The organism is Sphingobacterium sp. xlx-96 (assembly GCF_011007365.1).
In the GTDB taxonomy this organism is placed as follows: Bacteria; Bacteroidota; Bacteroidia; order Sphingobacteriales; family Sphingobacteriaceae; genus Sphingobacterium; species Sphingobacterium luzhongxinii.
The window spans coordinates 81,132-107,417 of record NZ_WFKM01000005.1; the positions used below are offsets into that span (position 1 = coordinate 81,132).

The 26,286-nt window shown below is 40.5% G+C and carries 15 protein-coding genes; 13 read left to right on the forward strand and 2 right to left on the reverse strand.

What is annotated here, in order from left to right; translation table 11 throughout:
* Nucleotides 1-76 precede the first annotated feature (76 nt).
* Nucleotides 77-1,936, reverse strand: a complete 1,860-nt coding sequence (locus tag G7B20_RS09680; RefSeq protein WP_164110716.1) for a mechanosensitive ion channel family protein — start codon at nucleotides 1,934-1,936, stop codon at nucleotides 77-79.
* 962 nt (nucleotides 1,937-2,898) lie between these two features.
* On the opposite strand from G7B20_RS09680, the gene G7B20_RS09685 reads away from it, so the two are divergent.
* From G7B20_RS09685 to G7B20_RS09735, 12 genes are all read left to right on the forward strand, one after another.
* Nucleotides 2,899-5,826, forward strand: a complete 2,928-nt coding sequence (locus tag G7B20_RS09685; RefSeq protein WP_164110718.1) for a triple tyrosine motif-containing protein — start codon at nucleotides 2,899-2,901, stop codon at nucleotides 5,824-5,826.
* 269 nt (nucleotides 5,827-6,095) lie between these two features.
* Entirely contained in the window at nucleotides 6,096-7,793 is a 1,698-nt protein-coding gene (locus G7B20_RS19595; protein ID WP_262886561.1) for a SusC/RagA family TonB-linked outer membrane protein, read from the forward strand.
* Nucleotides 7,745-9,079, forward strand: coding sequence for a SusC/RagA family TonB-linked outer membrane protein (locus tag G7B20_RS19600; RefSeq protein ID WP_262886562.1), 1,335 nt, complete (start codon nucleotides 7,745-7,747; stop codon nucleotides 9,077-9,079). The genes G7B20_RS19595 and G7B20_RS19600 overlap by 49 nt, the downstream gene beginning before the upstream one ends.
* Nucleotides 9,080-9,098: 19 nt before the next feature.
* Nucleotides 9,099-10,592, forward strand: coding sequence for a RagB/SusD family nutrient uptake outer membrane protein (locus G7B20_RS09695; RefSeq protein WP_164110720.1), 1,494 nt, complete (start codon nucleotides 9,099-9,101; stop codon nucleotides 10,590-10,592).
* Between the two features lie 86 nt (nucleotides 10,593-10,678).
* Nucleotides 10,679-12,175, forward strand: coding sequence for a DUF4886 domain-containing protein (locus G7B20_RS09700; RefSeq protein WP_205600201.1), 1,497 nt, complete (start codon nucleotides 10,679-10,681; stop codon nucleotides 12,173-12,175).
* A gap of 27 nt (nucleotides 12,176-12,202) precedes the next feature.
* Nucleotides 12,203-13,549, forward strand: coding sequence for a glucoamylase family protein (locus G7B20_RS09705; RefSeq protein WP_164110722.1), 1,347 nt, complete (start codon nucleotides 12,203-12,205; stop codon nucleotides 13,547-13,549).
* A complete protein-coding gene (gene bglX / locus G7B20_RS09710) occupies nucleotides 13,549-15,837 on the forward strand; it encodes a beta-glucosidase BglX (RefSeq protein WP_164110724.1) in 2,289 nt (762 codons plus the stop codon). The genes G7B20_RS09705 and bglX overlap by 1 nt, the downstream gene beginning before the upstream one ends.
* 196 nt (nucleotides 15,838-16,033) lie before the next feature.
* Entirely contained in the window at nucleotides 16,034-16,600 is a 567-nt protein-coding gene (locus G7B20_RS09715; RefSeq protein ID WP_164110726.1) for an RNA polymerase sigma factor, read from the forward strand.
* A 54-nt stretch (nucleotides 16,601-16,654) separates the two neighbouring features.
* Nucleotides 16,655-17,617, forward strand: a complete 963-nt coding sequence (locus tag G7B20_RS09720) for a FecR family protein (RefSeq protein WP_164110728.1) — start codon at nucleotides 16,655-16,657, stop codon at nucleotides 17,615-17,617.
* A gap of 135 nt (nucleotides 17,618-17,752) precedes the next feature.
* Nucleotides 17,753-21,040 (forward strand): TonB-dependent receptor, encoded by a 3,288-nt coding sequence (locus G7B20_RS09725; RefSeq protein WP_164110730.1) that lies wholly within the window; start codon nucleotides 17,753-17,755, stop codon nucleotides 21,038-21,040.
* A 2-nt stretch (nucleotides 21,041-21,042) separates the two neighbouring features.
* Nucleotides 21,043-22,614 carry a RagB/SusD family nutrient uptake outer membrane protein gene (locus tag G7B20_RS09730; RefSeq protein ID WP_240452755.1) on the forward strand — a complete coding sequence of 524 codons (1,572 nt, stop codon included), beginning with the start codon at nucleotides 21,043-21,045 and terminating at the stop codon, nucleotides 22,612-22,614.
* 206 nt (nucleotides 22,615-22,820) lie between these two features.
* Nucleotides 22,821-23,135, forward strand: a complete 315-nt coding sequence (locus G7B20_RS09735) for a hypothetical protein (RefSeq protein WP_164110732.1) — start codon at nucleotides 22,821-22,823, stop codon at nucleotides 23,133-23,135.
* Between the two features lie 525 nt (nucleotides 23,136-23,660).
* On the opposite strand, the gene G7B20_RS09740 is transcribed toward G7B20_RS09735, so the two are convergent.
* Entirely contained in the window at nucleotides 23,661-24,203 is a 543-nt protein-coding gene (locus tag G7B20_RS09740; RefSeq protein WP_164110734.1) for a hypothetical protein, read from the reverse strand.
* A gap of 865 nt (nucleotides 24,204-25,068) precedes the next feature.
* Between G7B20_RS09740 and G7B20_RS19680 the strand changes: the two genes are divergently transcribed.
* Nucleotides 25,069-26,286, forward strand: a complete 1,218-nt coding sequence (locus G7B20_RS19680; protein WP_317164264.1) for a helix-turn-helix transcriptional regulator — start codon at nucleotides 25,069-25,071, stop codon at nucleotides 26,284-26,286.

The following is a 26,286-nucleotide window of genomic DNA, read 5'->3' on the forward strand; positions in this document are numbered from 1 at the left end:
CGTACAAATGTGCTATTTTCAGTATGTTGTTTATGTCACCTTTTTCGTATCACACCTCTCAGCCTGATGTTCCAATTTAGCTATTGTCATCCGAAGAAGTTTTGAACGGCGGTGCTTTGTAATCATGCGGCAAATATTCAACGGGGGTTGTCGTAGCATTTCCATCACGCAAGGCTTTATAATGTGGAGACATAATCTCAACACCTGCGCTATTGAAATGATCCTGAATATTAGCATGTAGCGAAGAGTAAATTAAAGCCTGTCGATTAGCCTGTTTAGTAAAGGCATTGATTCTATAACTAACGTAATAATCGTCTAAACTAGTTTGATAAACATAGGGTTTCGGCTCTTGTTCTATATATTCTGAATCTAATGCCGCCGCTATCAAAAGCTCATGAACCTGTCTCCAGGGAACATCATATCCAATAGTCACTGTCGTATTAATAATAAGTCCATTGCTACTCGCTTCCTCACTGTAGTTGGTCGTGTGGTTGCCCATCACCGATGAATTTGGGATGGAAATGATCTCATTCTGAATCGTCCGTACCCGGGTTACTAATAGTGTCTTCTCCATAACATCACCGGTAACCTCGCCAATTCTCACCCGATCGCCAATCTTAAATGCCCGCATGTAGGTAAGAACCAAACCAGCCACCACATTACTAAGTGCACCTGCAGAACCGAAAGTAAACAAAACCCCCATAAAAACCGACACTCCTTTAAATATATCAGAGTCATGACCGGGCAAATAAGGAAATATAACCACTAACATGAAGGCGAGCAACAAAACTCTAACAATTTGATATGTCGGGTTCGCCCAATCTTTGTAAAATCCAGAAATATTCAATTTACCCCGCTCGATTTCAGTTTTAATAAACCGTAGAAAACGTAATAAATAATGAAAAACAACGATAAGCACCAAAATGGTAATCATATTAGGAATATAGTCCCAAACAGCCAAACTAATCTTCTTTAAAGGGGAGACTATATAACTCAATAAGTTTTCAGAAAGATCCTTGGTAAAAGGAAATATACCAAACAGCACAGGTAAAGCCAAATAAATCACTAGTACAATGACAACCCACCTCAAAAAGTTATTTAATGTTTCAAAAAAACGTAGCTTTCGCTGTGCGGTGAGGAGTTCATAATTCTGAATTTTGATCCCCTTATTAACCTTTCCTTGATAAGTCTGCAATTTCAGTCCGATCGAGCGAAAAAGACGGTTCACTCCTTTAATCAAGAGTATCACCACACCTATAACTAAAAATGTAAGTAAGATTTCCTTCAATAAGACCTGCCAGCTATTAGCCTTCTGATAAGCAGCAATGGAATTTCCAATTTGCAGTTTGATCTTTGCTGCTAATTTTTCCTTGGTACTCTCTTCCCAAAGCGCATCTTCTTGTGATATCGAAATAAGCAAGCTTGTGTTATATATCAAATCGGTGGTCTGTTCGGCTGCAATGATCTTTATAGAATCAATTATAAACAAAGGATCTTCCGTAAGTCGCAATATTCGTTTACTTACCGCCTCAGCCCTATCACTTGCGGAAAAACTGCCTTGTCTTGTATAGATATAAAATAAGGTATCATTCGCGAGAACTACGGGGTTTCCTTTGACAAAACTTCGGAGTGAATCTACTTGTTTGCGCTGTCTAACCTCGTGTAGAGAATCTCTCCTTTTTAATGCATTCAGTTCGTCCAGCAGTTCCTTCCGCTTTATTAAATCATTTTCACCTAAGTCATTTACTTCCTGCTGCAATGCATTTCGCTTTAACGAATCAGCGTATCTTTCGGCAGAAAGTTGACTTACTTTGTTAAAACTAGTACTTAATTGATTACTAAGTGTGTCATTTGAGCCTTGTGCTGTATCTCGCTGTGCAAAAGAAACACACACAAAAAAAGCAAACGATAAACAAAGGAATATTTTCTTTTTCATAAGTGTTAATGAAATATGATTCTTCTTCTTTTAAGTTCACCAATATTAGATCTAGACCGCAACGCATTACCTTAAACGAAAAATAAACTATAAAGATTAATAAACTCTCAACTGTTGTTACGTGTAATATCAATGATTAAAACATCCGCTTTTTAAATGATGGATATTACCTATGATCATTGAAAATAACCATATTTTTGTAAAAAACATATTTATAAGCTAAATTTTTAAAGATAGTAAAGAAATGTACCGAAAGCATCCCATGTTTATATCCTTGGCGCCACTGTCCTCAAATGGTGTCATATTTTTTAGATGCTAGGTATATGGAATAAAAAGGGGCAGGAGCTGACTATGTCTTTAACTATGACAGCTGTAATGACCAACAAACGATTCAACCTGCAGAGATTACAAAGAACCCAAATTGCAAATAAGCCCCAGGTTATTAGAAGTTTATTTATCAAAAAGACCTTTAGCAACATGAAATACTCATGTTTAGCGAAGTCCCCCCATGAGTATCCCATCGCGACCAATCGGAACAAGTCAACGATGCTATAAACGAGAATCTACCGCTGTCCTAATAAGCCGGATTCCTGAGCTCGTATTTATAGCGCAGACAGAACTAAAACATGGAAAAGGATTATTGTTTTGAACATCTTATAAAAATAGAACTATTACACATGTTTTAAAAGAATCATCATATTCTACTGGTTTTTAGCACAAAACACAATGAAAGATGTGATTGATATTCTTACAGCAAGTCGATCACAAAATGAAAAGCCACATAAGGGAAGAACTGATGAGGTCTTCAGCATTCTTAAGTATTTCGATATTTTTATCAATCATTAAGCTAGAATGATAAAATTGAGTATAGCTAAGGTTTCGAACAACCATGGCTACTTCTATTTTGCACTTAAAACGAAGATTATTATATTAGTAAACGCCATTACAATAAATCACAAAATTTGAGTACGACATCTTATATTAAAAATAGTGCAACGTCGCTTCATAGGTACCTAACCGGATGGATCTTTCGCTTAAGCTTTATTTTAGCCATACTATATAGTGCAGTCTCTGCTTTAGTTCAGGCTCAAAACATCATCCGTGTAGGAAGCCCGTCTGTCCAACAATTCAACAAAACTGCGTACAAAGCAGGCAACCAGAACTGGAGCATGTCCGTCGGTGAGGATGGCATTATATACTGTGGAAACACAGATGGACTGCTTATATTTGACGGACAGTACTGGAAACTTTATCCACTGAAAAACAAATCTGCTGTACGATCCGTAAAAGCAGACAAAAGTGGAAAAATCTATGTCGGAGGACAAGCTGAATTTGGATATTGGCAACGCCAGTCACATGGGCGTATGACCTACACAAGTATCTCCAATCTACTTCAAGATAAAAGTTTGTTGACCAATGATGAAATCTGGAAAATCATCATCCAAGATGAAACGATATACTTTCACGCCTTTTCAAAAACCTATATATACAGAAATAATGCAATAACAACTATAACTGCGAATGGAGAACCTTTTCTCTTTCCTCATCAGGTAGAAGATCGGCTTTATTTTGAACAGATACCATCAGGTTTGCATTTATGGGAGAAACAAAAATTGGTTCCAGTCGAGGATAAGGATTTTCTAAAAAACAAAAATATACTTTGTATCCTACCTTATGATACCGAAAGATATCTATTGGGAACAGCACACCATGGGTTATTTTTTTTAAATAAAAATGGGTCCATTGAAAGCTGGGACACGGAAGCTAGTAGATTACTTGCCAAAGCGCAGATAAATAACGGAATCCCCCTTAGTAACAATCAATATGCATTCGGGACGATACAAAACGGGGTATACATAATAAATAAGAATGGAGCTTTAATACAGCACATCAACAAAAACAATGGTTTACAAAACAATACCGTACTAAGTATCGCAAAAGACAAACAGCAAAATCTCTGGGTAGGTCTTGATAATGGAATAGACCGGATCGAAATAAACAGTTCGCTATACTTTCATACGGACTTCTTAGGAAAAATAGGAACTGTATATGCTACAGCCATCTTTAAAGATCACATCTATCTAGGCACTAATCAAGGGCTATTCGTAAGTCCCTGGAAAGGAATACACACTTTTCAATCGCTGGATTTTAGGCAAATTCCAACTTCAAGTGGCCAGGTATGGTCACTCGACATGATAGGCAACAAGCTGCTCTGCGGCCATAATGATGGGACTTTTGAGGTAGAAAACATGCAACTCAAAAAGATTTCGCAGTTGACTGGCGGATGGTTTTTTGAACGGATCCCAAATTCTGATTATATCTTACAAGGTAACTATACGGGTATAGCACTATTTCAGAACCGAGAAAATCTATCTTTTCTCCAACAATACCCTGAACTTCGGGAGCCAACGCGCTTTTTTGCTGCAAAAGACCAACATCACTATTGGGTAGGAAACCGCAATACTATTAATCTCATTGAACTGAGTTCTGATTTTAAAAACTTAAAAACAATCGTCAGAACCAAAGACGATAAATCTATAAGCGGGATAGGCTTTACCGGGGTATTCAACCTTGAAAACAACATTGTATTCACCTCGGATTCAGGATTGTTTATTTATGATGATATCGTTAAAAAATTTAAATTACACAAAGAATTAAACCAACAATTAGGCTCTTTTCAGTATACCAACAAGATCATTCCAATTCAAAAAGGCCGATATTGGTTTATCAGACATTCGCACATTGCACAGGCATCCTTTGGACCTAATGGTCTAATCGAGATAGACTCTAACTCACTGAATGGCTTGCAAAATCGACTGATGGACTATTATGAAAATATATTTCCCATTGACCAAGCCCATTTTCTGATAGGTCTAGATAATGGATTTGCAGTCTATAGAGATCAACCCAAACAGCAAAAGATGATGCTTCCATACCCCATCATTTCAAATGTATGGAACATATCGAAAGAGCCATTACTTATCGATGACGAAAAAATAATCCTGAACTATACAGACAATAATCTACGCATTGCATTTTCGACTCCATTTTATAGTCTTTCGCCACTGCACTATCAATACCTTTTAGAAGGATACTCGGAGACTTGGTCCAGTTGGGATCAGATGACCTATAAAGATTTTACGAATCTCTCCTCGGGAAAATACATTTTTCACCTGAGAGCAAAATCGGCAGATGGCCATATATCCCCTGTCACCACATTAACTTTTCAGATAAATAGTCCTTGGTACCTCTCATGGTACGCCTTGATAATATATGCCTTGATTGGTTTTCTATTATTTATTTTCCTCCGATCCCAACAGCTTAAAAAAGAGCAAAAGCGTCAATTTCAAATTAAGCGTAGGTTACTCGAACAACAGAAAGTGGCCATAGCCCGAGATGCTGAACTTAATGAGCAAAAACTCATCAAACTCAAAAATCAACAACTCGAAAGTGAACTAGCGATTAAGAACAGAGAGCTAGCCAATGCAGCAACTAATATTGTCTACAAAAATGAAATGCTCAACAATCTACACGAGCAACTCAAACAATTGAAAGATGCGGAAGGAAATCAACTTAGTGACGAAGAATTGCACAAAATAAACAAGCTTATTGACGAGGCACACAACGATGACCGAGATTGGGACATCTTTGAAAAAAGCTTTAACGAAGCACACGGTAATTTTTTTAAAAAACTAAAAGTAGACTTTCCTGCATTGGTCCCAAATGACCTCAAACTCTGTGCTTACCTGAGGCTTAATATGTCGAGTAAAGAAATAGCATCACTCTTAAATATTACAACCCGAGGAGTAGAAATACGTCGCTATCGATTACGAAAAAAGCTAAATATACCATCTGATAAGAACCTAAGTGAGTTCTTATTGGAGCGCTAAGGAGCGCAAAACACTACATCATTACCTCTCATACCTTAAAGTGTAAAAAAAACACTTAGTAAAAATTTATGTGCATCAAAAACAAACCATAAAACAATAACTAACAACAGATTACATTTCTCACCACCTATATTTTAGAAACACCATATCCCCTTGTAGTAGTAATGTGAATTTCAAAAAATTGGATACATCACAATACATCAGCAAATTTGAAATACAATAGACAACAACCAGTGTCTATTTTTATAAATCTAATTAAACCAAGTTATATGAGGAGTTTATCTATTCTTATTTCCTTGTTGCTCATGTCCCTTATCACAGTAGGGCAAACGACTGTCAACGGAGTAGTCAAAGACAATAAGTCTATGCTGTCTATCTCGGGGGTCACTGTCAGTATTAAAGGAAAGCCAACAGCAACACAGACTGACGCCAAAGGACAATTCACTATCACTGCCTCTCCCACGGATAGTCTACAGTTTGTCTTTTTAGGCTACGCATCCCAGACGGTACCGATCGCTAATCGAACACAGCTGAATGTATTTTTGGAAGGCGAAAATGAAAGCCTCGATGAAGTGGTGGTCATCGGCTACGGAACAGCAAAGAAAAGAGACCTTACGGGTTCTATCGTACAAGTGAAGGGGAGCGATATTGTGGATCGCCCCGGCACCAATCCGGTAGCGAGTCTACAGGGAAAAGTATCCGGATTACAAGTAACCAATTCAGGACGTCCTGGACAAGAACCAGATATCCGTATCCGTGGTACCAACTCCATAAACGGGGCTAAGCCCATATATGTTGTTGATGGTCTATTGAACGATAATATCAACTTTCTAAATCCTGATGATGTAGAAAGTATTGAAGTACTAAAAGATCCTTCTTCACTCGCTATATTTGGTGTTGCAGGTGCAAACGGTGTCATCGCTATTACGACAAAGCGCGCCAAAGCCGGGCAATTGAATTTCGATTTTAGCTCTAGAATAGGTTTCAAAGATGTCTCTCATCGGATGAAATTGACGGATGCTACCCAATTTAAGGAATTATATGAAGAACAACGATTCAACCAGGGGGACGCTCCGTATGACTATTCCTTCTGGAATGCGAATACGGACTGGCAGGACGAGATATTCCGCAATGGTATACTCAACTATAATAACCTAAGTGTAGCTAGCGCAACGGACAAGAATTCATTTCGGATGGGCTTGGGCTATTCTTTAGATCAAGGGATTATCAATTATGAGAAACACAGTCAAATCACCCTCAACCTCAGCAACGAAGTTCGAGTCACGGACAATTTTAAGACCGGTATCGTATTAAATGGTTACCGTGCACAGCTACCTCAAAACCGTGATGTGTTCGGAACTATATTGGCAGCTCCTATTGCTCCTGTATTCAACGAGGAGTATGGTCTTTACCATACGATGCCTAGTTTTCAACGGGCACAGGTAGGCAATCCGTTGACAACTATAGAGGAGCGAAAAAACACGTTCATCGGTAATAATTACCGTATCGTAGGAAATTATTACGCTGAGGTCAAATTCTTAAAGAATTTTTCTTTCCGGACAAATCTATCCGCGGATTATGGATTCAACCAAACAAGGAGTTACGATGGGCTTGTCTCTGTCTATAATCCAGAAATCGAGGGTGACAATAAAGCAGAGCGTATCGGCAACCTGCTTACAGCAGTCAATCAAGATCAAAACAAATACTATAAGATACAAACCGACTGGTTATTAAACTACAACAATTCGTTCGACAAACACAATATACAGGCTATGGTCGGTTATACCACCTACATGAGTGGTTTTGAAAATACAACGGCTCGCCGTACACAAGGAGACGGCTATGAAATACCAAATGACAGCTATTATTGGTATGTAGGCATTGGAGATCCTAAAACACAGGCTGGGAAACCCGGACATTGTCTTATCTGGCCCGCGTACTCTACAATTACGATGGCAAATACTTAATCAACACCTCTTTCCGTAAAGATGGAAGCTCGGCTTTTGCTCGATTCGGTAAGCCTTGGCAGGATTTTTACGCCCTAGGTGTGGCTTGGGTCCTGAGCCAAGAGAATTTTATGCAGAACCAGACTGTGATCAATAACTTAAAAATAAAAGGATCGGTCGCCAATCTAGGAAACCAGAGCGTAGGCAGTAATAAATACCCGATGCAGGCGCAGATGGTGGCCGGGAATACCGCTGTATTTGGTAATCAAGTCGTACCGGCTTATGGACCGGAATATATCCCTGACACCAATCTACACTGGGAAGTTGTCAAAGCTTGGGAGGCCGGATTTGAACTCAGCACATTAAACAATAGACTGAATATTGAGGCTGTATACTACAGCAAAAACACGGACGGTGTATTGGTTCGAGTCCCAGGTATACTGGGCAGTCTACCTGGATTAAGCAATTTAGGAAATATCCGTAATAAAGGGATAGAGGCTTCAGCTAGATGGAACCAAACACTCTCCGAAGACTGGAAATTTTCAATAGGTGGAAATATCACGACAATAGACAATAATGTCGTCAGTCTATCCAGCAAGGGATACGATATCATTGATGGCCCCTCGCGTACCACGGAAGGTAATCCCATTGGCTATTTCTGGGGATATGTACACGATGGTATTTTCCAGACACAGACAGACGTCAACCAGAGTGCAAAAAATGGCCTCGGTGGAGGTGATTTCAAACCTGGAGATATCCGATATAAGGATATAGATGGTGATGGTACCATCACGACCAAAGACCGTACGCGAATCGGGAATCCTACGCCAGACTTCTTCTACGGTCTATCTCTTTCGACTTCATACAAAAGATTTGACCTTAATGTCGAATTTCAGGGAATATATGGTAATGAAATCATGCGTACCTGGAATCAAAACCAATTTGCCACCTACAATTTCCTAACGGACCGTATGGATCGCTGGAATGGCGAAGGCACAAGCAATTGGGAACCCATTATACACGAAGGACGAGCTAATAACCGGGTATATTCTAGCTACTTTATCGAGGACGGTAGTTTCTTTAGATTGCGTGACGTGACCCTAGCATATACCTTTCCACAAGAAACACTTGGTAAACTACGTTTGAAAAACCTGCGCTTATTTGCCAATGCGCAGAATGCCTTTACATTCTCCAACAATACGGGATTCACGCCAGAAATTGGAGGGAGCGCTACATCATTCGGTGTCGATAGAGGTACCTACCCTGTTCCAGCTATCTATACACTCGGTGTAAATCTTAATTTTTAACCTTTAACGGATCGACAAGATGAAAATAAAACAGACTATATATAAAGTATTAGGATTAGGAATACTTACTGTTGCTATTCTGAGTAGTTGTGGAACAGATTGGCTGGATATCAAGCCTAAAGGCCGATTTACAGAAGAAGATCTACCTGTTGGATCGTTGGAAGGACAGGTATTTGCGGCTTATGCCGGGCTGCGTAGTGAGGCTACGAGTGGACTACCTTATGTAGCCGTACACAATATACGGGCCGACGATGCGCATTTAGGTAGTAATGATGGTGACTACGCTGCTGCAGGACCTATATATGATGATTTTAAATACCCCCTCTCCCATTGGCTCACTAACAGTTACTGGACAGGACACTATGAACTGATCAATCAGTCCAACAATGTAATCGCTATCGCTGATTCTTTGGATAATCCTAAAGCAGAGACTATGGCAAATATTGGTGAAGTGAAATTTTTAAGAGCCTGGGCCTATTTCAATCTGGTACGTACCTTTGGTGAGGTACCTTTAATTGATTTCCGGATTACCGACCAGGCTTCTGCCAATAAACCAAAGTCACCCATTTCTGCTATTTATCAATTGATCGACCAAGATCTTAAGTATGCAACGACGGCGCTACCGGAGACCTGGCCCAAACATCCCGGTAGAATCACAAGAGGTGCTGCGCTGGCTTTACAGACCAAAACATTCATGGCTCGTCAACGCTATGCCGAAGCACTCGCCGCTGCGACACAGGTAATAAACTCTGGTATCTACGACCTTAGTGTACCCTACAATATGATTTTCAGAGAAGAGAGTGAGAATAGCAAGGAGTCCATTTTTGAGATTCAGGCGTTAGCCGATGGGGTTCAGAACTTTGGCGTCACCTATGCCAGCAGACAAGGGATACGCGGTTCAGGACAATTTAATCTAGGATGGGGCTGGAATATCCCACATCAAATCTTAGTTGACGCTTTTGAGCCTGGGGATCCTAGAAAAGAAACAACCGTACTGTTTAGCGGACAGACCAATACCCCATACGGTGAGACCTTACCAAGTAATCTACCTCGAGCGTACTGGAACAAAAAGGTCTATACCAACCCTGCCTTGCGTGCGCAATATGGTAGTCAGGCCGGAAATTGGTTCAACGTCCGTATCATCCGCTACGCCGATGTCGTACTACTTGCTGCTGAAGCCGCAAATGAGCTTGGCGGTGACAACAATACCGACATTGCATTAGCGCACCTCGAACGGGTAAGAGCACGTGCAAGAGGTAACAGCAATACTATATTACCTCCTGTCACGACGCGCAATCAAGAGGAGCTCCGACAAGCTATACGTCACGAAAGGCAAGTCGAAATGGGTATGGAGAATGAAAGATTTTATGATCTAGTGCGGTGGGGAATAGACGTAGAGACCTTACATGCTGCAGGTCATGTAAGCTATCAAATAAAAAACCGCTTCTTTCCTATCCCACAACCTGAGATCGATAAATCGGGCGGTGTTTTAATCCAGAATCCTAATTATTAACTCACCATTATGAAATACTCATGTTTAGCAAAGCACAAGGACTCATGAGTATTCCATATAACTGATGAGAAACAAACTAGACACATATGAAAACAGCTATAAAAAACAAAAATATACTTATCAAAATGTTGTTGAGCATTTTGATTGTAGGCATCAGCTTTGCTTCTTGTCAAAAAATGGAGCGTCCGGAGATGAGCTATGTACAGGATCCTCCAGATGATGGTACCATCCGGATCCTGACAATCGGAAATTCATTTTCCGAAGATGCCGTAGAAAACTACCTATATGATCTTGCGAAAGCAGAGGGCAAACAAGTGATCATCGGAAACCTTTACATCGGCGATGCTTCGCTCGCTCAACATGCCGAAAACATATCTAAAAATGCCGCGGTATACAGCTATCGGAAAACGGACAAAGACGGCAAAAAGACCACCACCGCCAACCAAACGATCGCCAATACCTTAGCCGACGAGAAGTGGACCCACATTAGTTTTCAACAGGTAAGCTCTAACTCAGGCATGTATGACACCTGGGCTGCATCATTAAAAAAAGTATATGACTACGTAACCCCCAGAGCCAAGCATCCTGACGTAAAATTCATCCTCCATCAAACATGGGCCTATGCTCAAAATTCAACGCATAGTGGCTTTGCCAATTACAATAAAAATCAGCTGACCATGTACCATGCCATCGTAGATGCCGTCAACAAAGCCAAATCCCTGGTGCCTATCGATATGATCATTCCATCGGGAACAGCCATACAGAACGGAAGGACATCGGTAGTTGAAGACAATTTTACAAGAGATGGTTACCACTTAGCTATTCCTATAGGCCGATATACCGCCGCGTGTACATGGTTTGAGGCCATCTTTGGAAAATCTGCCGTAGGCAATACCTATAAACCTGAAGGATTATCCGCATTTGAAGTCAGCATAGCCCAAAATGCGGCGCATTTGGCCATAACCAATCCGGACAACATCACGGAAATGACCGAGTTTCAAGGAGGTACCGGTGGACCATTATCTAGTGCCGTATTACTGGACTTTGGAAATACCGCAGCATCAAATCACTGGAATCAGATCAACAACTTCCTAACGGGTACTTCGATCAATTTAAAAGACAGTATGGGGTCCTATGTAGGTATAAAGTTGACCATCACAGAACGTTTCAACGGTGTTAATGGCGATGGCCCATCAACGACCAACACCACCTTAAATATGCCAACGGCTGTTTCTAAAACTTCCTACTTTGGCAACTCCAAAGCGGCCTTCAACAATATGACAGTTGTGCAAAGTGCGTTAGAAATAAAAGGACTGGATCAAAACCTAACGTACAACCTTAGATTCTTCGGTGCACGCGGAGGAGTGAGCGACAACCGTGAGACAAAATATATCTGTAAGGGAGCAAACGAGGTCATCGTACGATTAAATACATCCAGCAATACCGATAAAACGGTTTCGGCAAATCAAATCAAGCCGGATTCCGAAGGAAAGATAAAAGTCACGATCACCTCAGGTGAAAATAACACCAATGGTTCAGGATTTTATTATATCACAGCAGCCCGACTAAGCTCAAACAACTAACTATTAAAACTAAGCTTTCTTCTAACTATGCGCATCAATTTATTTATACTAATTGCCGTAACTTTTTTCTCTAGCTGTGCAGAGAACAAAACCCATAATGGGAACAATTCTCACATGGAATCGTCGACAGATTCGCTACTAACGGAAATCCAAAAAAAGACTTTTAATTACTTTTATGAAGGCGCAGAGCCCCTTTCAGGCCTAGCACGTGAACGCATACATATCGACGGGGATTATCCGCTAGATGACCAAGATGTTGTCACTATCGGAGGAAGCGGTTTTGGATTAATGGCCACAGTTGTAGCTATAGAGCGAGGCTTTATCACAAAAGAGCAAGGTAAAGCGCAATTGAGCAAAGCGATCGACTTTCTAGGGGCAGTACCTCGATTTCACGGTGCATGGGCACACTGGTACAATGGAGACCAGGCAACAGTTAAAGCCTTTTCGGATAAGGATAATGGGGGAGACATTGTAGAAACGGCATTTCTCGCGCAAGGATTAATCACAGTTAGGGAATATTTTAAGGATGGCGACCCCAAACAAAAATCTATCGCTGCCAAAGCGGATAGCTTATGGCGAGGTATAGAATGGGATTTTTACACCAATAACAAGAACGTTCTATACTGGCACTGGAGTCCAGATCATGCTTTTGGAATGAACCATGCTATCCAAGGGTTTGACGAATGCCTTATTGCATATCTACTCGCAGCCTCCTCCCCCCTACACAGTATCGATCCGAAAGTATATCATGAAGGTTGGGCAAGATCAGGCGTTATTAAGCAATCCATATCCAAATACGATATTCCGACCGTGCTAAAACATAATGCAAAAGTAGGTCAAGTAGGGCCATTATTTTGGTCGCACTACAGCTTTCTTGGACTTAACCCAAAAGATCTGACAGATCGCTATGCGAACTATTGGGATCTGGTGGTCAATCACACCAAAATCAATATCGCCTATGCGGATCTGAATCCCGCCCACTACAAAGGCTATGGTGCAGACAAAGGCTGGGGCTGGACGGCGAGCTACTCCCTCAAAGGATATGATGCCCACCATCCGGACAACGACAGTGGCGTAATCTCTCCTACTGCAGCGCTATCGTCGATGCCTTATACACCGACAGAGAGTATCGCCTTCGCCAACTACCTCATGCGTCATCTAAAAGACAAGGTATGGGGAGATTATGGCTTCTATGATGCTTACAGTGAGACGGTGGATTGGTTCCCCAAAAGGTACTTGGCTATTGATCAAGGCCCTATCGTGGTGATGATCGAAAACTATCGATCGGGTTTGATCTGGGATCTTTTTATGCAGGCCCCAGAAATCCAAAATGGATTAAAAAAACTAGAATTTAAAAGCCCTTATCTGAAATAATGAACAGGATATACCTACATATTACCTGGTTATTAACGGTTATCCTATCGATACCGACACTGCTATGTGCACAAGAACAGGAAATGAATCGTTTTATCGATGAGTTGATGAAAAAGATGACCCTGGATGAAAAGATAGGACAGCTTAATCTTGTTACAGCCGGTGAAGCGATAACGGGATCGGCGGTATCGACAGATGTCGAGTCCAAGATCAAGAAGGGCCAGATCGGCGGAATATTCAGCATGAGCGGACCCGAAAAAATACGCAAGACACAAGAATTGGCAGTCAAACATTCACGACTAAAAATACCGATTATATTTGGCATGGATGTTATACACGGGTATCGCACAGCTTTTCCGATTCCACTTGCGCTAGCCGCGAGTTGGGATCTGCCTCTCATTGAAGAGACCGCGCGCATTGCGGCTACCGAGGCAACGGCAGACGGTATTTCCTGGGCCTTTTCGCCTATGGTAGATATATCTCGTGACCCCAGATGGGGACGTATCTCCGAAGGTTCAGGTGAAGATACTTATCTAGGCGCACAAATAGCAGTGGCTATGATCCAGGGCTTACAAGGCCATGATCTTAAAGCCCCCAATACGATGGCTGCTTGTGTCAAACACTTTGCACTTTATGGTGCATCTGAGGCTGGTCGCGATTATGGCAGCACCGACATGAGCCTACACAGAATGTACAACGAGTACCTCCCACCCTACAAAGCAGCTGTGGATGCGGGTGTGGCAAGCATTATGACTTCGTTCAACGATATAAACGGTGTCCCTGCAACAGCTAATAAATGGTTATTAACCGATGTCTTGCGCGGGCAATGGGGATTCAAGGGTATGATCGTGTCTGACTATACTTCAGTCAATGAACTAATGGACCACGGATTGGGCGACCTACAGACAGTATCCGCACTGTCCTTGCAGGCAGGACTAGATATGGACATGGTGGGTGAAGGTTTTCTAACTACACTTAAGAAATCTTTGTTAGAAGGAAAAGTCACAGCACAACGGATTGATGATGCCTGCCGGAATGTTTTGGTATTGAAATATAAGCTTGGACTATTTGAAGATCCATTTCGTTACTGCAACGAGACAAGAGCAAAAAAGGATATATTCACTGCAACGCATAGGGAGAAAGCGCGTGAAGCTGCAACAAAAACATTTGTCCTACTCAAAAATGAGAATAAGACACTCCCCTTACAGAAGCAAGGAACTGTAGCCGTAATCGGCCCATTGGCCAATACAGGGACTAATATGCCCGGTACCTGGAGTGTCAGTGCTGACCATGCCCGTACGGCTTCACTGGTAGAGGGTATGAAAGAAGCCTTAGGAAATCAAGTCGAAATCCTGACACACCTCGGCAGCAATCTGCTGACGGATTCTTTATACCAAGAGCGAGCAACCATGTTTGGACGGACGATACCTCGCGACAAGAGGCCAGAGCAAGACATTATCAAAGAAGCATTGACCATAGCTAGACAGGCAGACGTTATCGTAGCGGCCCTGGGAGAATCTTCTGAAATGTCGGGAGAAAGCTCAAGCCGTACCGATCTAAATATTCCGCATACACAACAAAATCTGTTAAAGGCTTTGCTGACTACAGGAAAACCTGTGGTCCTGGTATTGTTTACGGGAAGACCATTGACATTAACATGGGAGCACCAGCATGTGCCAGCCATACTCAATGTATGGTTCGGAGGTACAGAAACAGGTAAAGCTGTCGCAGATGTCCTCTTCGGCGATGTCAACCCCTCTGGAAAAATCACAGCTACTTTTCCTAAAAATGTAGGACAGATTCCACTTTACTATGCCCATAAAAACACAGGTAGACCGCTGGGAAATAGCCCATGGTTTCAAAAATTCAAATCCAATTACCTCGATGTAGACAATGCTCCTTTATACCCTTTTGGTTATGGACTTAGCTATACGGATTTTGAATATAGTGAGATCGTATTAGATCATCACACCCTCACTCCTGAAGTAAAAATAAAAGCATCCGTAAGCATAAAAAACAGCGGTGACTATGATGGCGAGGAAGTCGTACAGCTGTATATACAAGATCTGGTCGGTCGTGTAACCCGGCCTGTCAAGGAATTAAAAGGCTTTCAGAAAATATTCTTAAAGAAAGGGGAAAGCCGGACGGTGGAATTCATACTTTCGGAAGAAGATCTAAAATTCTATAATGCAGATTTGGCTTACGTTGCTGAACCTGGAGACTTTAAAGTATATATAGGCACCAATTCGCACGATACTAAAGAGGCTAATTTCACATTCATTCGCTAGACAGGCCGTTCTCTTTATGATTTTTGAAAACCACAGAATCCCTCCCGTGTTTATCAGCCCGCACAAGAGACTCTCCGGAACATAGGTCTACCAATAAACAAAAGAAGGAAGGAACAAGATTAATTTTGCATTTTTCGACTACTTGCGTATCTTTCGGCGCAAAAAAAACCGAATTAAGATTAATCACAGTATAGCGATGAAACTATTTTCTAATAATAGTATTATTGAAGATGGAAATAGTCCAGCTTTTAAAACGCTTTTTGAACAGTACGCACCACGGATTTACAATTTTGGGTTTTCCTACCTGAAATCTGTAGAAGATACCGAGGAACTTGTTCAAGACGTCTTTTTCAAATTGTGGCAGCATCAAAATCAACTCGACGAAGACAGAAACATAAAAGCATATATTTTCAAAATCGCAATTAATCTCATCTATGATCAACTAAGAAAACGTAAATTGGATAAGCTTGCACTGGAATTGAACGCCATGACAGCTACAGAACTGGATTACGGCACCTGGAATACATTGCAGTATAATGAACTACAGCAGCAAATCGATACGTTAATCGCACAATTACCTGATCAGCGAAAAATTATATTCACTATGAGTCGAGTCGAAGGGTTAACGCATGAAGAGATTGCTCAAAAGTTAAGTCTATCCATCCGCACAGTGGAAAACCAAATTTATAGGGCACTGTCCTTTTTGAAACAGCATATCGACAGTAAATATATGCTCTATCTCGTATTCTACTATTTTTATTAAAATATTTTCGCTCGGAGTGAGTACCTTATTGGATTTGTCCGTATATAGTTATATATGCACAACGAAGAATTTCAAAAGAAGATAGATCGTTCCTTTTTTGAACCTCAATTGGAATCTGAGGCAAAAAAAGAATTATATGATTTGCTAGACTCTGGAGCTGAAAACTATGAATCAGACCATGATCTAAATCACGTCTATCGTCGCGTACAAGTAAGAATAGAGCAAGAGGTGCTTAAAAATAAACGCATCGCCCGTACGAAGCTCTTTAGAGCAATAACATCCCGTGCCGCGATCTTTGTCCTCGGATTACTAAGTAGTATGCTGATCTGGTACAATTACCCTAATTCTGCTGAGCAAGAAACTCCGATTACGATTATAGCACCAACCAACGCTATCACACAGGCTATTCTACCAGATGGGAGCAAAATCATGCTAAATGCTAACTCAAAAATCAGTTATCATAAAGACAACAGGGATCATCAGCGCATAGTATCCTTAGAAGGTGAAGCTTGGTTTGACGTCATTAAAGACGCCAAAACCCCATTTATCGTAAGCACAAATTCTTATAAAGTATTGGTCCACGGTACTGCGTTCAATGTCCGCTCATTTCCTGATAACAGCCCGGTAGTCACCACACTGGAACATGGATCCATAGAAATACTGCCGTTGGTTGAGAATAATAAAAGTCCTAAAGCAGTCATACTGAAACCTGGTCAACAATACTATTTTGACCCTAAAAACAATGAATCGCATCTATCAAAAGTCGACAGCAGATTTGCGTCACTTTGGAAAGAAAGCGAGATTAAATTCGAGAACAAAAACTTCAAGGATTTACTTAAAATTCTAGAAGGTAGATACCATGTACATTTTATCGTTAAAGACCCCGAATTATTTGACTACCATTATGATGGTACGATTCGCAACGAAACATTAGCTTCTGTACTAGACATTCTCAGACTGACACTTCCTTTTCAGTACCGCATGGGAGAAAATAATACAGTAGAAATCAAAAAATAAAATAAAACAAACCTTAATACCTAGGCTTATGTAAAATGAAGAAGCATTAAAAAATGCCGAAAGACCCTTCGAAAACTCCTTCGGCACCAAAGACCAATTAATAAAGGATTTAAAAACTAATCTTTACTTAAAACTATGCAAAAAACACCTAAAAAACAACGTCTTCTTCAAAGATGTTGGTACGGGACTCACTTGTTTTTATTTATGCTCTGCTTAAATACCGGCTTTGCACAACAAAATCAGTCCCTTGATCTTGATTATGATCAAACAAGTATTATCGACATTCTCAAAGCAATAGAGAGACAAACAACCTATCGTTTCTTCTACCAAAGAGAACAACTAGATATCCCTAAAAAGGTGAGTATCCATGTAAAAAACAATTCTATACAGCAAGTGCTCGACAAGTTGTTTCCAAACGAATCGATCAGCTACGAGATTAAGCCTGATGGCCTAATCGTCTTAAAACCGAAAACGAAAGCTACGAGATCCAAAGAAAGTGCGCAACAACGAAAAGTAACAGGCCTTGTCACAGATGAAATGGGAACTCCTCTCCGCGGTGTATCTGTCAAAAGCGAAGGCGCCTCGAGTGGAGTTAGTACCGATAATAACGGTCGCTATGAAATCACTGTTGGAACAGGCAATGCTTCTTTAATTTTTTCATACTTAGGTATGGAAAATAAGACAGTATCTACCGCGAGGAGATCCAACATCGATGTTACGCTAGGCAATTCCGCTGTCGGACTGAGCGAAGTTGTCGTATCGGTAGGTTATGGTGCTGTGAATAAAAAAGATTTAACAGGATCGATATCATCACTCAAAGACAAAGACTTTAACAAAGGACTGGTGACCAACCCTGTTGAGTTAATGCAGGGGCGAGCTCCTGGGATCAATATTATCACCAATGGAGGGGAACCTGGCGCTGGTGCAATGGTTCGTGTACGGGGATCCAACTCGGTACGTTCGGGGCAAGACCCACTTTACGTGGTCGATGGGGTTCCACTCGACATTACCGATATCCAACCCTCTGGTGCAACAATATCGGGTGCTGGAAGCAATGCCACTAAAAATCCGCTAAACTTTCTAAATCCCGATGACATTGCTTCCATGGATATCTTGAAAGACGCTTCGGCGACTGCTATCTATGGATCCAGGGGAGCCAACGGAGTTATTATCATCACCACAAAAAAAGGAAAAAGTGGCAAAGGTATTCTCAACATAAGTTCCAATGCCTCCATATCTACGCTGCCGAAACAACTGGATGTCATGAGTGCCGAAACATTCAAATCCTACCGTACCTCCAAGGGGATCTCGGGTGGAGACTATGGAGCAAGCACCAACTGGCAAGATCAAATATACAGGCCAGCCTATTCCCAAAACCACAATCTCTCGTATGGAGGAGGAAATGAAAATGGCAACTATCGGGGATCTCTTGGCTTCATGGATCAAGAAGGTATCATCCGTAAAACCGGATTAGAAAAACTAACCGCAAGATTCAACATCAGTCAAAACCTAATCAACAATAGGCTGAAAATCGAGGCCAATATTACGGCGGCACGTACAAAAGACCGACGTGTACCTATAGGCGAAACCGGAGGTTTTGAGGGAGATGTCATTCTTTCGGCTTTAAAAAACAACCCTACACTACCTATTTACCACCCGGATGGAAGTTATTATCAACTAAGCAAGGATGTTAGAAATCCTTTGGCGATGATCAACCTGACCAACGATAACAACCAGAATGACCGTATCTTGGGGAATATAACAGCGTCATTGGATATTATTAAGGGCTTAAAATACAAAATCAATCTGGCTTCGGATCGTTCCAATGCTTCACGAAAAGTGACACAACACCACAGCCTCATCTATTTGACCAATAAGGGCACAGTCGATATCAGTAATGTGGAGCAGAATAGTAGTTTGGCTGAAAACTTCCTGACCTATGACTTCAACGTTGATAACAAACACCGATTCAATCTTTTGGCGGGGCACTCCTATCAACAGTTTAAAGCGCAATCCTATAAGCTTACTGAAGAAGGATTTACTATTGATGACTTTGACTATGTCAACGATCTCAGTTTAGGTAATTCAAAACAAGCGGCGGTCAGTTCAAGCATATTAAAAAATGCACTGCAATCATTCTTCGGTCGTGCCAACTACAACCTTTCCGACAAATATTTATTGACAGCAACTATGCGGGCAGACGGTTCGACAAAGTTCGGTAGCAACAATAAGTACGGCTACTTTCCTTCGGCATCTGCAGCCTGGCGTATGAATGAAGAACAATTCATTAAAGACATCGATCTATTTAGCAACTTGAAGCTAAGAGCAGGCTGGGGTATTACAGGAAATCAAGAAATACCCAATAAAATCTCACAAATGCTCCTAGGCTCATCGGGTGGTGCTATCTTAGACGGATCAAGCAAAAATGTTATTCAGGGTGTGACCTTGACACGCACCCCAAATCCAGATATTAAATGGGAGAAAACCGATCAGCTAAACCTAGGTTTAGATTTCGGCTTTCTACAAGGTCGTCTGAATGGTACAATAGATTTATTTGACAAAACTACAAAAGACGTGCTTTTAGAGGTCTTTTCAGTCTCTCCTGCTCCAACCACCAGAGTGTGGACCAATGTTGAGGATATGCGAATCAATAACAAAGGAATAGAAATCTCTCTAAACGGTGTTATCTTAGAAAAGAAAGATCTCACGTGGGATTTGGGATTCAACTTCACGACTATAAAAAATCGGGTATCGGGATTGCCTATTAGCCAGATCACAACTGGATCGCCTAGTGGGCCAGGTATCACAGGCCATTCCTCACAGATTATCAAAAACGGTTATGCTATAGGCACCTTCTGGGGCAGAAAATTCTTAGGTTTTGATGAACAGGGTAATAGCCTATTTGAAAAGGATGAAAACGGCATTGAACTTCAACAGACTTTGGGATCGGCTCTACCCCGTTTTTCATACGGCATCAACACCTCTCTAGCATACAAAAGCTTCGATCTAAACGTAGCTTTCAATGGTGTATATGGCAACAAAGTATACAATAATGTCGCAAATATCATCAATCAGAATACACTCATCGCGAAGGAATGGAACGCAAGCAACTCAGCCATAGAGACCGATGAAAATCCAAATGGAACATTGACCTATAGTAGTCGATTTATTGAAAACGGTTCGTACTTGCGTCTTTCAAATGCTACTTTGGGATACAATCTCAAGCTAAGGGATGTAGATTGGATCAATTCAGTACGTTTTAATCTCTCGGCCAATAACCTATTCACGATAACAAAATATTCAGGATATGACCCTGAGGTGAATGCGGACCACTCATCTGGGGGAGTACCATCTATCGGGATAGACTGGACGACTTATCCTAAAGCACGGACAATACTTTTTGGCGTAAACGTAGAATTCTAATTATGAAAAATCTTAATGCAGCACATATGAAACCCACATTTCTATTACTTTGTCTTACATTTTTGCTGTTTCACTCCTGTAAAATAGAAGAACAGATACTTGATGAGGTCAATGGCAATAAATTAGTCAACAATCCCGCAAATGTGGAAATGATCGTTGCTCCGGCCTATGCCTACATGCGCGATCTGCAAAACCGATCGGGTGTATGGGGAACGCTACTCGCGACTACAGATGAGCTGGCCTGGCCTGCACGCGGTTCGGACTGGGTGACTCCGGATCTTCAGACACTATCCACACATGAATACACGCCTACCAACATCTATATACGGAATACCTGGAACAGCTTTATGCTGGGAATTACCCGTTGCAACGTCGCTCTGCAGTATTTATCTGCTTTTCCAAAATCACCTGAGATAGATCAGTACATAGCCGAGGTAAAATTCATCCGGACGTTATGTATGTTTAAATTAACAGATAATTTTGGCCAATTTCCGTTCCGAGAACATACTGAAACTGATTATTCAAAAAAACCGGTAATTCTAGACCGTAGCGCGGCAGTACACCGCATGATCTCAGATCTCAATGAAATTATTCCAGCATTGAAATCCAAAACCGATGTCCCTTATGGACGTGTATCCAAAGCCGCTGCTCAAATGCTTTTGGCAAACATCTATCTTAACCATCAGGTTTTTCTAGGTACACCTAAATGGGACGAAACCATACAGCAGTGTAATAACATTATCAGTTCGGGGCAATATAACATTGCAGATGACTATTGGGGTTTATTTCAGTATGACAATGCCAAATACCTACACAGCACAGAGTCGATCTTATCAATTATATACGATGAGACCGTAGGGCTAACCGGATCGGTATGGATCCCCATAACACTGCATTACAACCAAAAGTTTGGCAACTTTACCAGTCTATGGAATGGCTGCTGTACTACTCCTTCCTTTGTCGACACCTGGGATACATCCGACAAACGCTATAAAGACAAACGCCTTATTGGACAACTAGGATTTAACCAAGGTCTACTCATCGGGCAGCAGTACTCGCCTACAGGTGTAGCACTAAAGACACGCACTGGAGCACCATTGATCTTCACTAAAGAGTTTAGTATCAAAAACTCCAAAGAAGAGGCTGGTGTACGAATTGTTAAGTTTGCTCCAAATCCATCCACGACCAACACGAGCAATGCAGGAAACGATTTCCCGCTGTATAGGCTTTCCGATACGTACCTCATGCGTGCAGAAGCAAAATTCCGATCTGGTGATGCTACAGGAGCCCTTGAAGACATCAACTATCTACGTAACAAAAAACGGGGCATGCCTGCCTATACCACGGTAGATCTGGATAAAATATTAAAGGAAAGAGGTTATGAATTATACTGGGAAGGTAATCGTCGTACTGATTTAATCCGCTTCGGTAAATACCTTGACGCCCGAGAAGAGAAAGATTTTGTATCCGCAGCATATAAAGTACTGCTTCCTATTCCGATCAGCGCCATAGAAGCAAACCCAAGTTTATCTCAAAACCCCGGTTACGAAAAACAACAAGTATATACACGCTAAAAACGTTAATTTTGGTTAAACAAAAATGACATTATATTAAATTGGCACAGATTTGGATATTATATTAGTATTCATAATTTAGGTTAATAATTGGTTAGTTTAAAACGCCTGAAGTTCCCCGCTTCAGGCGTTTTTGTGCTTGACTGTTAAAGCTCGCGCCTGACTGTAGGTCTGCAATAATGGAATTTCAGTACAGCTAGCATACTTTGAAACTTATCCTCACCAAAACAACTCATCAGCTATACATTGTATCGCAGTCACTAACCGATATTCTGGGTGTAGTCATGATCTCCATCAATTCGGATATCGAAGGTATCTACGTCGATACTTTCATCGGAAGAATTCTATCGATAGAAGGTGTATTGGATATAACGGTCTCATTTGGATCAAAGCTTCAAATCGTAACATATCAGCTGAAATTAGGTTCAAATAGTTTAGAAAACCTAGATATCCTAAAATCCCATAGCACACCAATAATCAACACCGAAGCGATCAACTACTCATTCTACATTTCGCATTAGAAAGAGACATAAGTGCACGCATGATAAGCTGAATAACACCTCACTACCAGATTTTTGAAAAAGACCTCTAGCTTTTGGTCAATCATCTGCGTGAAAACAACTACGAACCACACGACACGTAAGATTACTCGGAAAAAAAAGCATTATAACACCAAATAAATCCTCGCAATAGCGAGGGCTGTCCAAACAAATCTGGCACCGAGGGGATCGGTTACCATGTAAAATATGAAACTTAATAACTAATACTTCAGCACCTCGACTTCGGTCCTACTATTAGCCTGATATTCTGCTGCTGTACATTTAACCCCGTCGGCACAATGATTAACAAGCGACGCTCTCCGTATCCTTTGGCGACAATCCGGCCCCATTCGATTCTCCTAGAAATAATATAATCTACAGCGCTCTCTGCACGACGTTAAGAAAGTTGATCATTAGAGCGATGACTACCCCTGCTATCTGTATGACTGAATAACTCAATCTTAAACGTTGGATTGCCTCTCAATGTACGTACCAGTTGATCCAATACTACTGCTGCATCTTTCCAGTTGTACTGTTCGCCTCCATACCATATAGCGTTACATTGATACTCGGATAATTCGATCCACCTATCCAGTTTTTATAAACAGTCACGTCAACTTTTGGAACTACAAATGTGTATTGTGCCTCATTTACATCATGACCTCCACCAATTCCATGAATCGTAATGTAATTTATTCCATCATTCAAGTATGGGAGCAATGTAATTCTGTCAAACCTAAATGTCCATTTAGCATCATTCAGATTACCTTTTAGTCCTGTTTTTGGATCTGTCCCTGGAGAATTGCTATTAACGATCAAATTAACCCCAACTCCACACGCTTCCTTATTCGTTGTGGTAACGGTAGGCGAGTTAATGTACATATCGGCCAAGTCGTGGGTAGAATTTATAGCGACATATACTGTATTATTAAACGTCCATACAAATGCTGCTTCCATAGGTCCATTTGTAGATACCCCGACAAGATTTACAACTGTAGATCCTGCATCAATGTTATATGTACATTGCGACTTAACTTCATGTGCAAACATTACAAGAAAGAAGAGTGAAACACCTGTTTTTCTAAAAACAAAGTTAAGGACAATGTCCCAAACACATATTAATAACCTGAAAAAACACACGATTAATTGATTTAATTAACCTTTTTTTAGAAAAGATTAAGTCGTCCCATTCAATTAAATAGCTTTTCATAACATCAATATTTAACAATTGTCAAACATTCATTCATAGCTCTAGGCCAAATCCGCTGATCTGCACACTTCTTGGTTGGGCCTTTCACTGTGAAAAACAATGTGAAGTTTGGAAGAAAAAGAAATATTGTAATCAGATTTAAGTAGACACTATTATTCTATGGGTAGTTTTTAAAAAAAATAAAACCACGCAATTGGACTTAATAAACCTAAAAAACTATAAACAAATGAATTATAAAAAAACATAAGAAGACCGTATAGCGGTACAGAAAAAGCAGAAAAAAACAAAAAAGAAATTTAAAATTACATTTATAACAAAAAAACACAGGTTAAAACAAGTTGAACATAGTCACATGTCATCCTAATAGATAAACAATACTAATACTCAATAACACTAGTACTAACCTATTGCAGAACCAATAATTCTTCCGCGCTCCTACTGACCAAAAAAACAAAAACAAATCAAGAGATTTCTACAGAAAGCAATATTAACTTTCTATTTTTGTAATCTTAGTAAGTATAAAATATCCATGTAATGGAACTGCACAAACAGAAATGAGCGCGAAGCAGCATGTACACCATTTCGAAACAAAAACGTGCAGAAAACACTTTGGCCCCGTCAGCTGGCGGATTATGAAGTAATTATTTACATTTGAAAAATAAGGCGATGGATTAAATTCCAATATTTTGTTACGATTCGTTAAAAATGAGATTATCCGTATTATTTGCTGTACTACTTTTTACATTTTCTTGTACCCCGCACAGCCCTATTGATCCAGTCAAACTGCATCAAGAAATTTCTGAACTCAATGATAAAAAAGGTTATGAGGCTTCCCTATTAAAACTAGATAATATCATCCATACCGACAATGCCTCAAATTATGACAGATACAATGCCTACCTCCAAAAAGCACTAACCTATAAAAGGGTATTCAACTATCCAGAGGCGATTAACAATCTGGATAAAGCACTCGAATATGGGATAAAAACAGACAAAAAGGAAGAAGCGGAAATTCGAGTACTTGTTGAAAAAGCGCTAATTACATTTGATAGTCAGAACTATGAAGAACTGACAAAATTACAATTAGAGATTGACTTCAAGAACTTAAACTTACTAAATGCGGAAAGTCATGCCTTCTATATGAATGTGCTAGCTGTACTCGCTATAAGAAATAAGGAATTTAAACAAGCAGAGTCCATATTAAACAGGGGGATTACGATCTTAGAGATACAAAGTCCGAAACACCTACCCATTATCTATTCCAAGTTAATAGGGCTTAGTGAGCACCTCGAAGACCAGGAAAAGGCAAAGCAGGCATTTGACCAAGGTATGCATTACGCAGAAAAGTATAATATGGATCTTTACAAAATCATATTACACTATGCCATGAGTCACTTCTATACCGTAATTGAGGACTATAAAAATGCATCAATGCATGAAAAACAAGGTGTAGCGATATCCAGTACGTATAATGCACCTTTTGAGAATGGCAAACTTACCGTTCTAGAAAAGGAGCTTCTCGCAACACGAAAGAATGTAGAAATTCAATATGCTGGAAAAACACGTTTTTTTTTCACTATACTTTCTATTCTCTTGCTTGTATTAATTACTGTCTTATTACGCCTATTTAAGGTAAGTAAACAACGTAATCTCCTCTTGGAACACGAAAATTTACTGATGCGGAAAGAGTTGGAACGAGTGACCATGGCAATAAATGATCAAGGTGAGAATAGCCTAGATCTAGAGCAATTTTCACTTACACCAAGACAAAAACAAATCATTGAACTATTAAAAGAAGGTAAAACAAATAAGGAAATCGGAAATGAGCTCTTTATTTCAGAAAATACGGTAAAATATCATCTGAAAACGATTTATACTATTTTAGGAATAGGAAGCCGTACGGATTTATTCAGTTCTAACTAA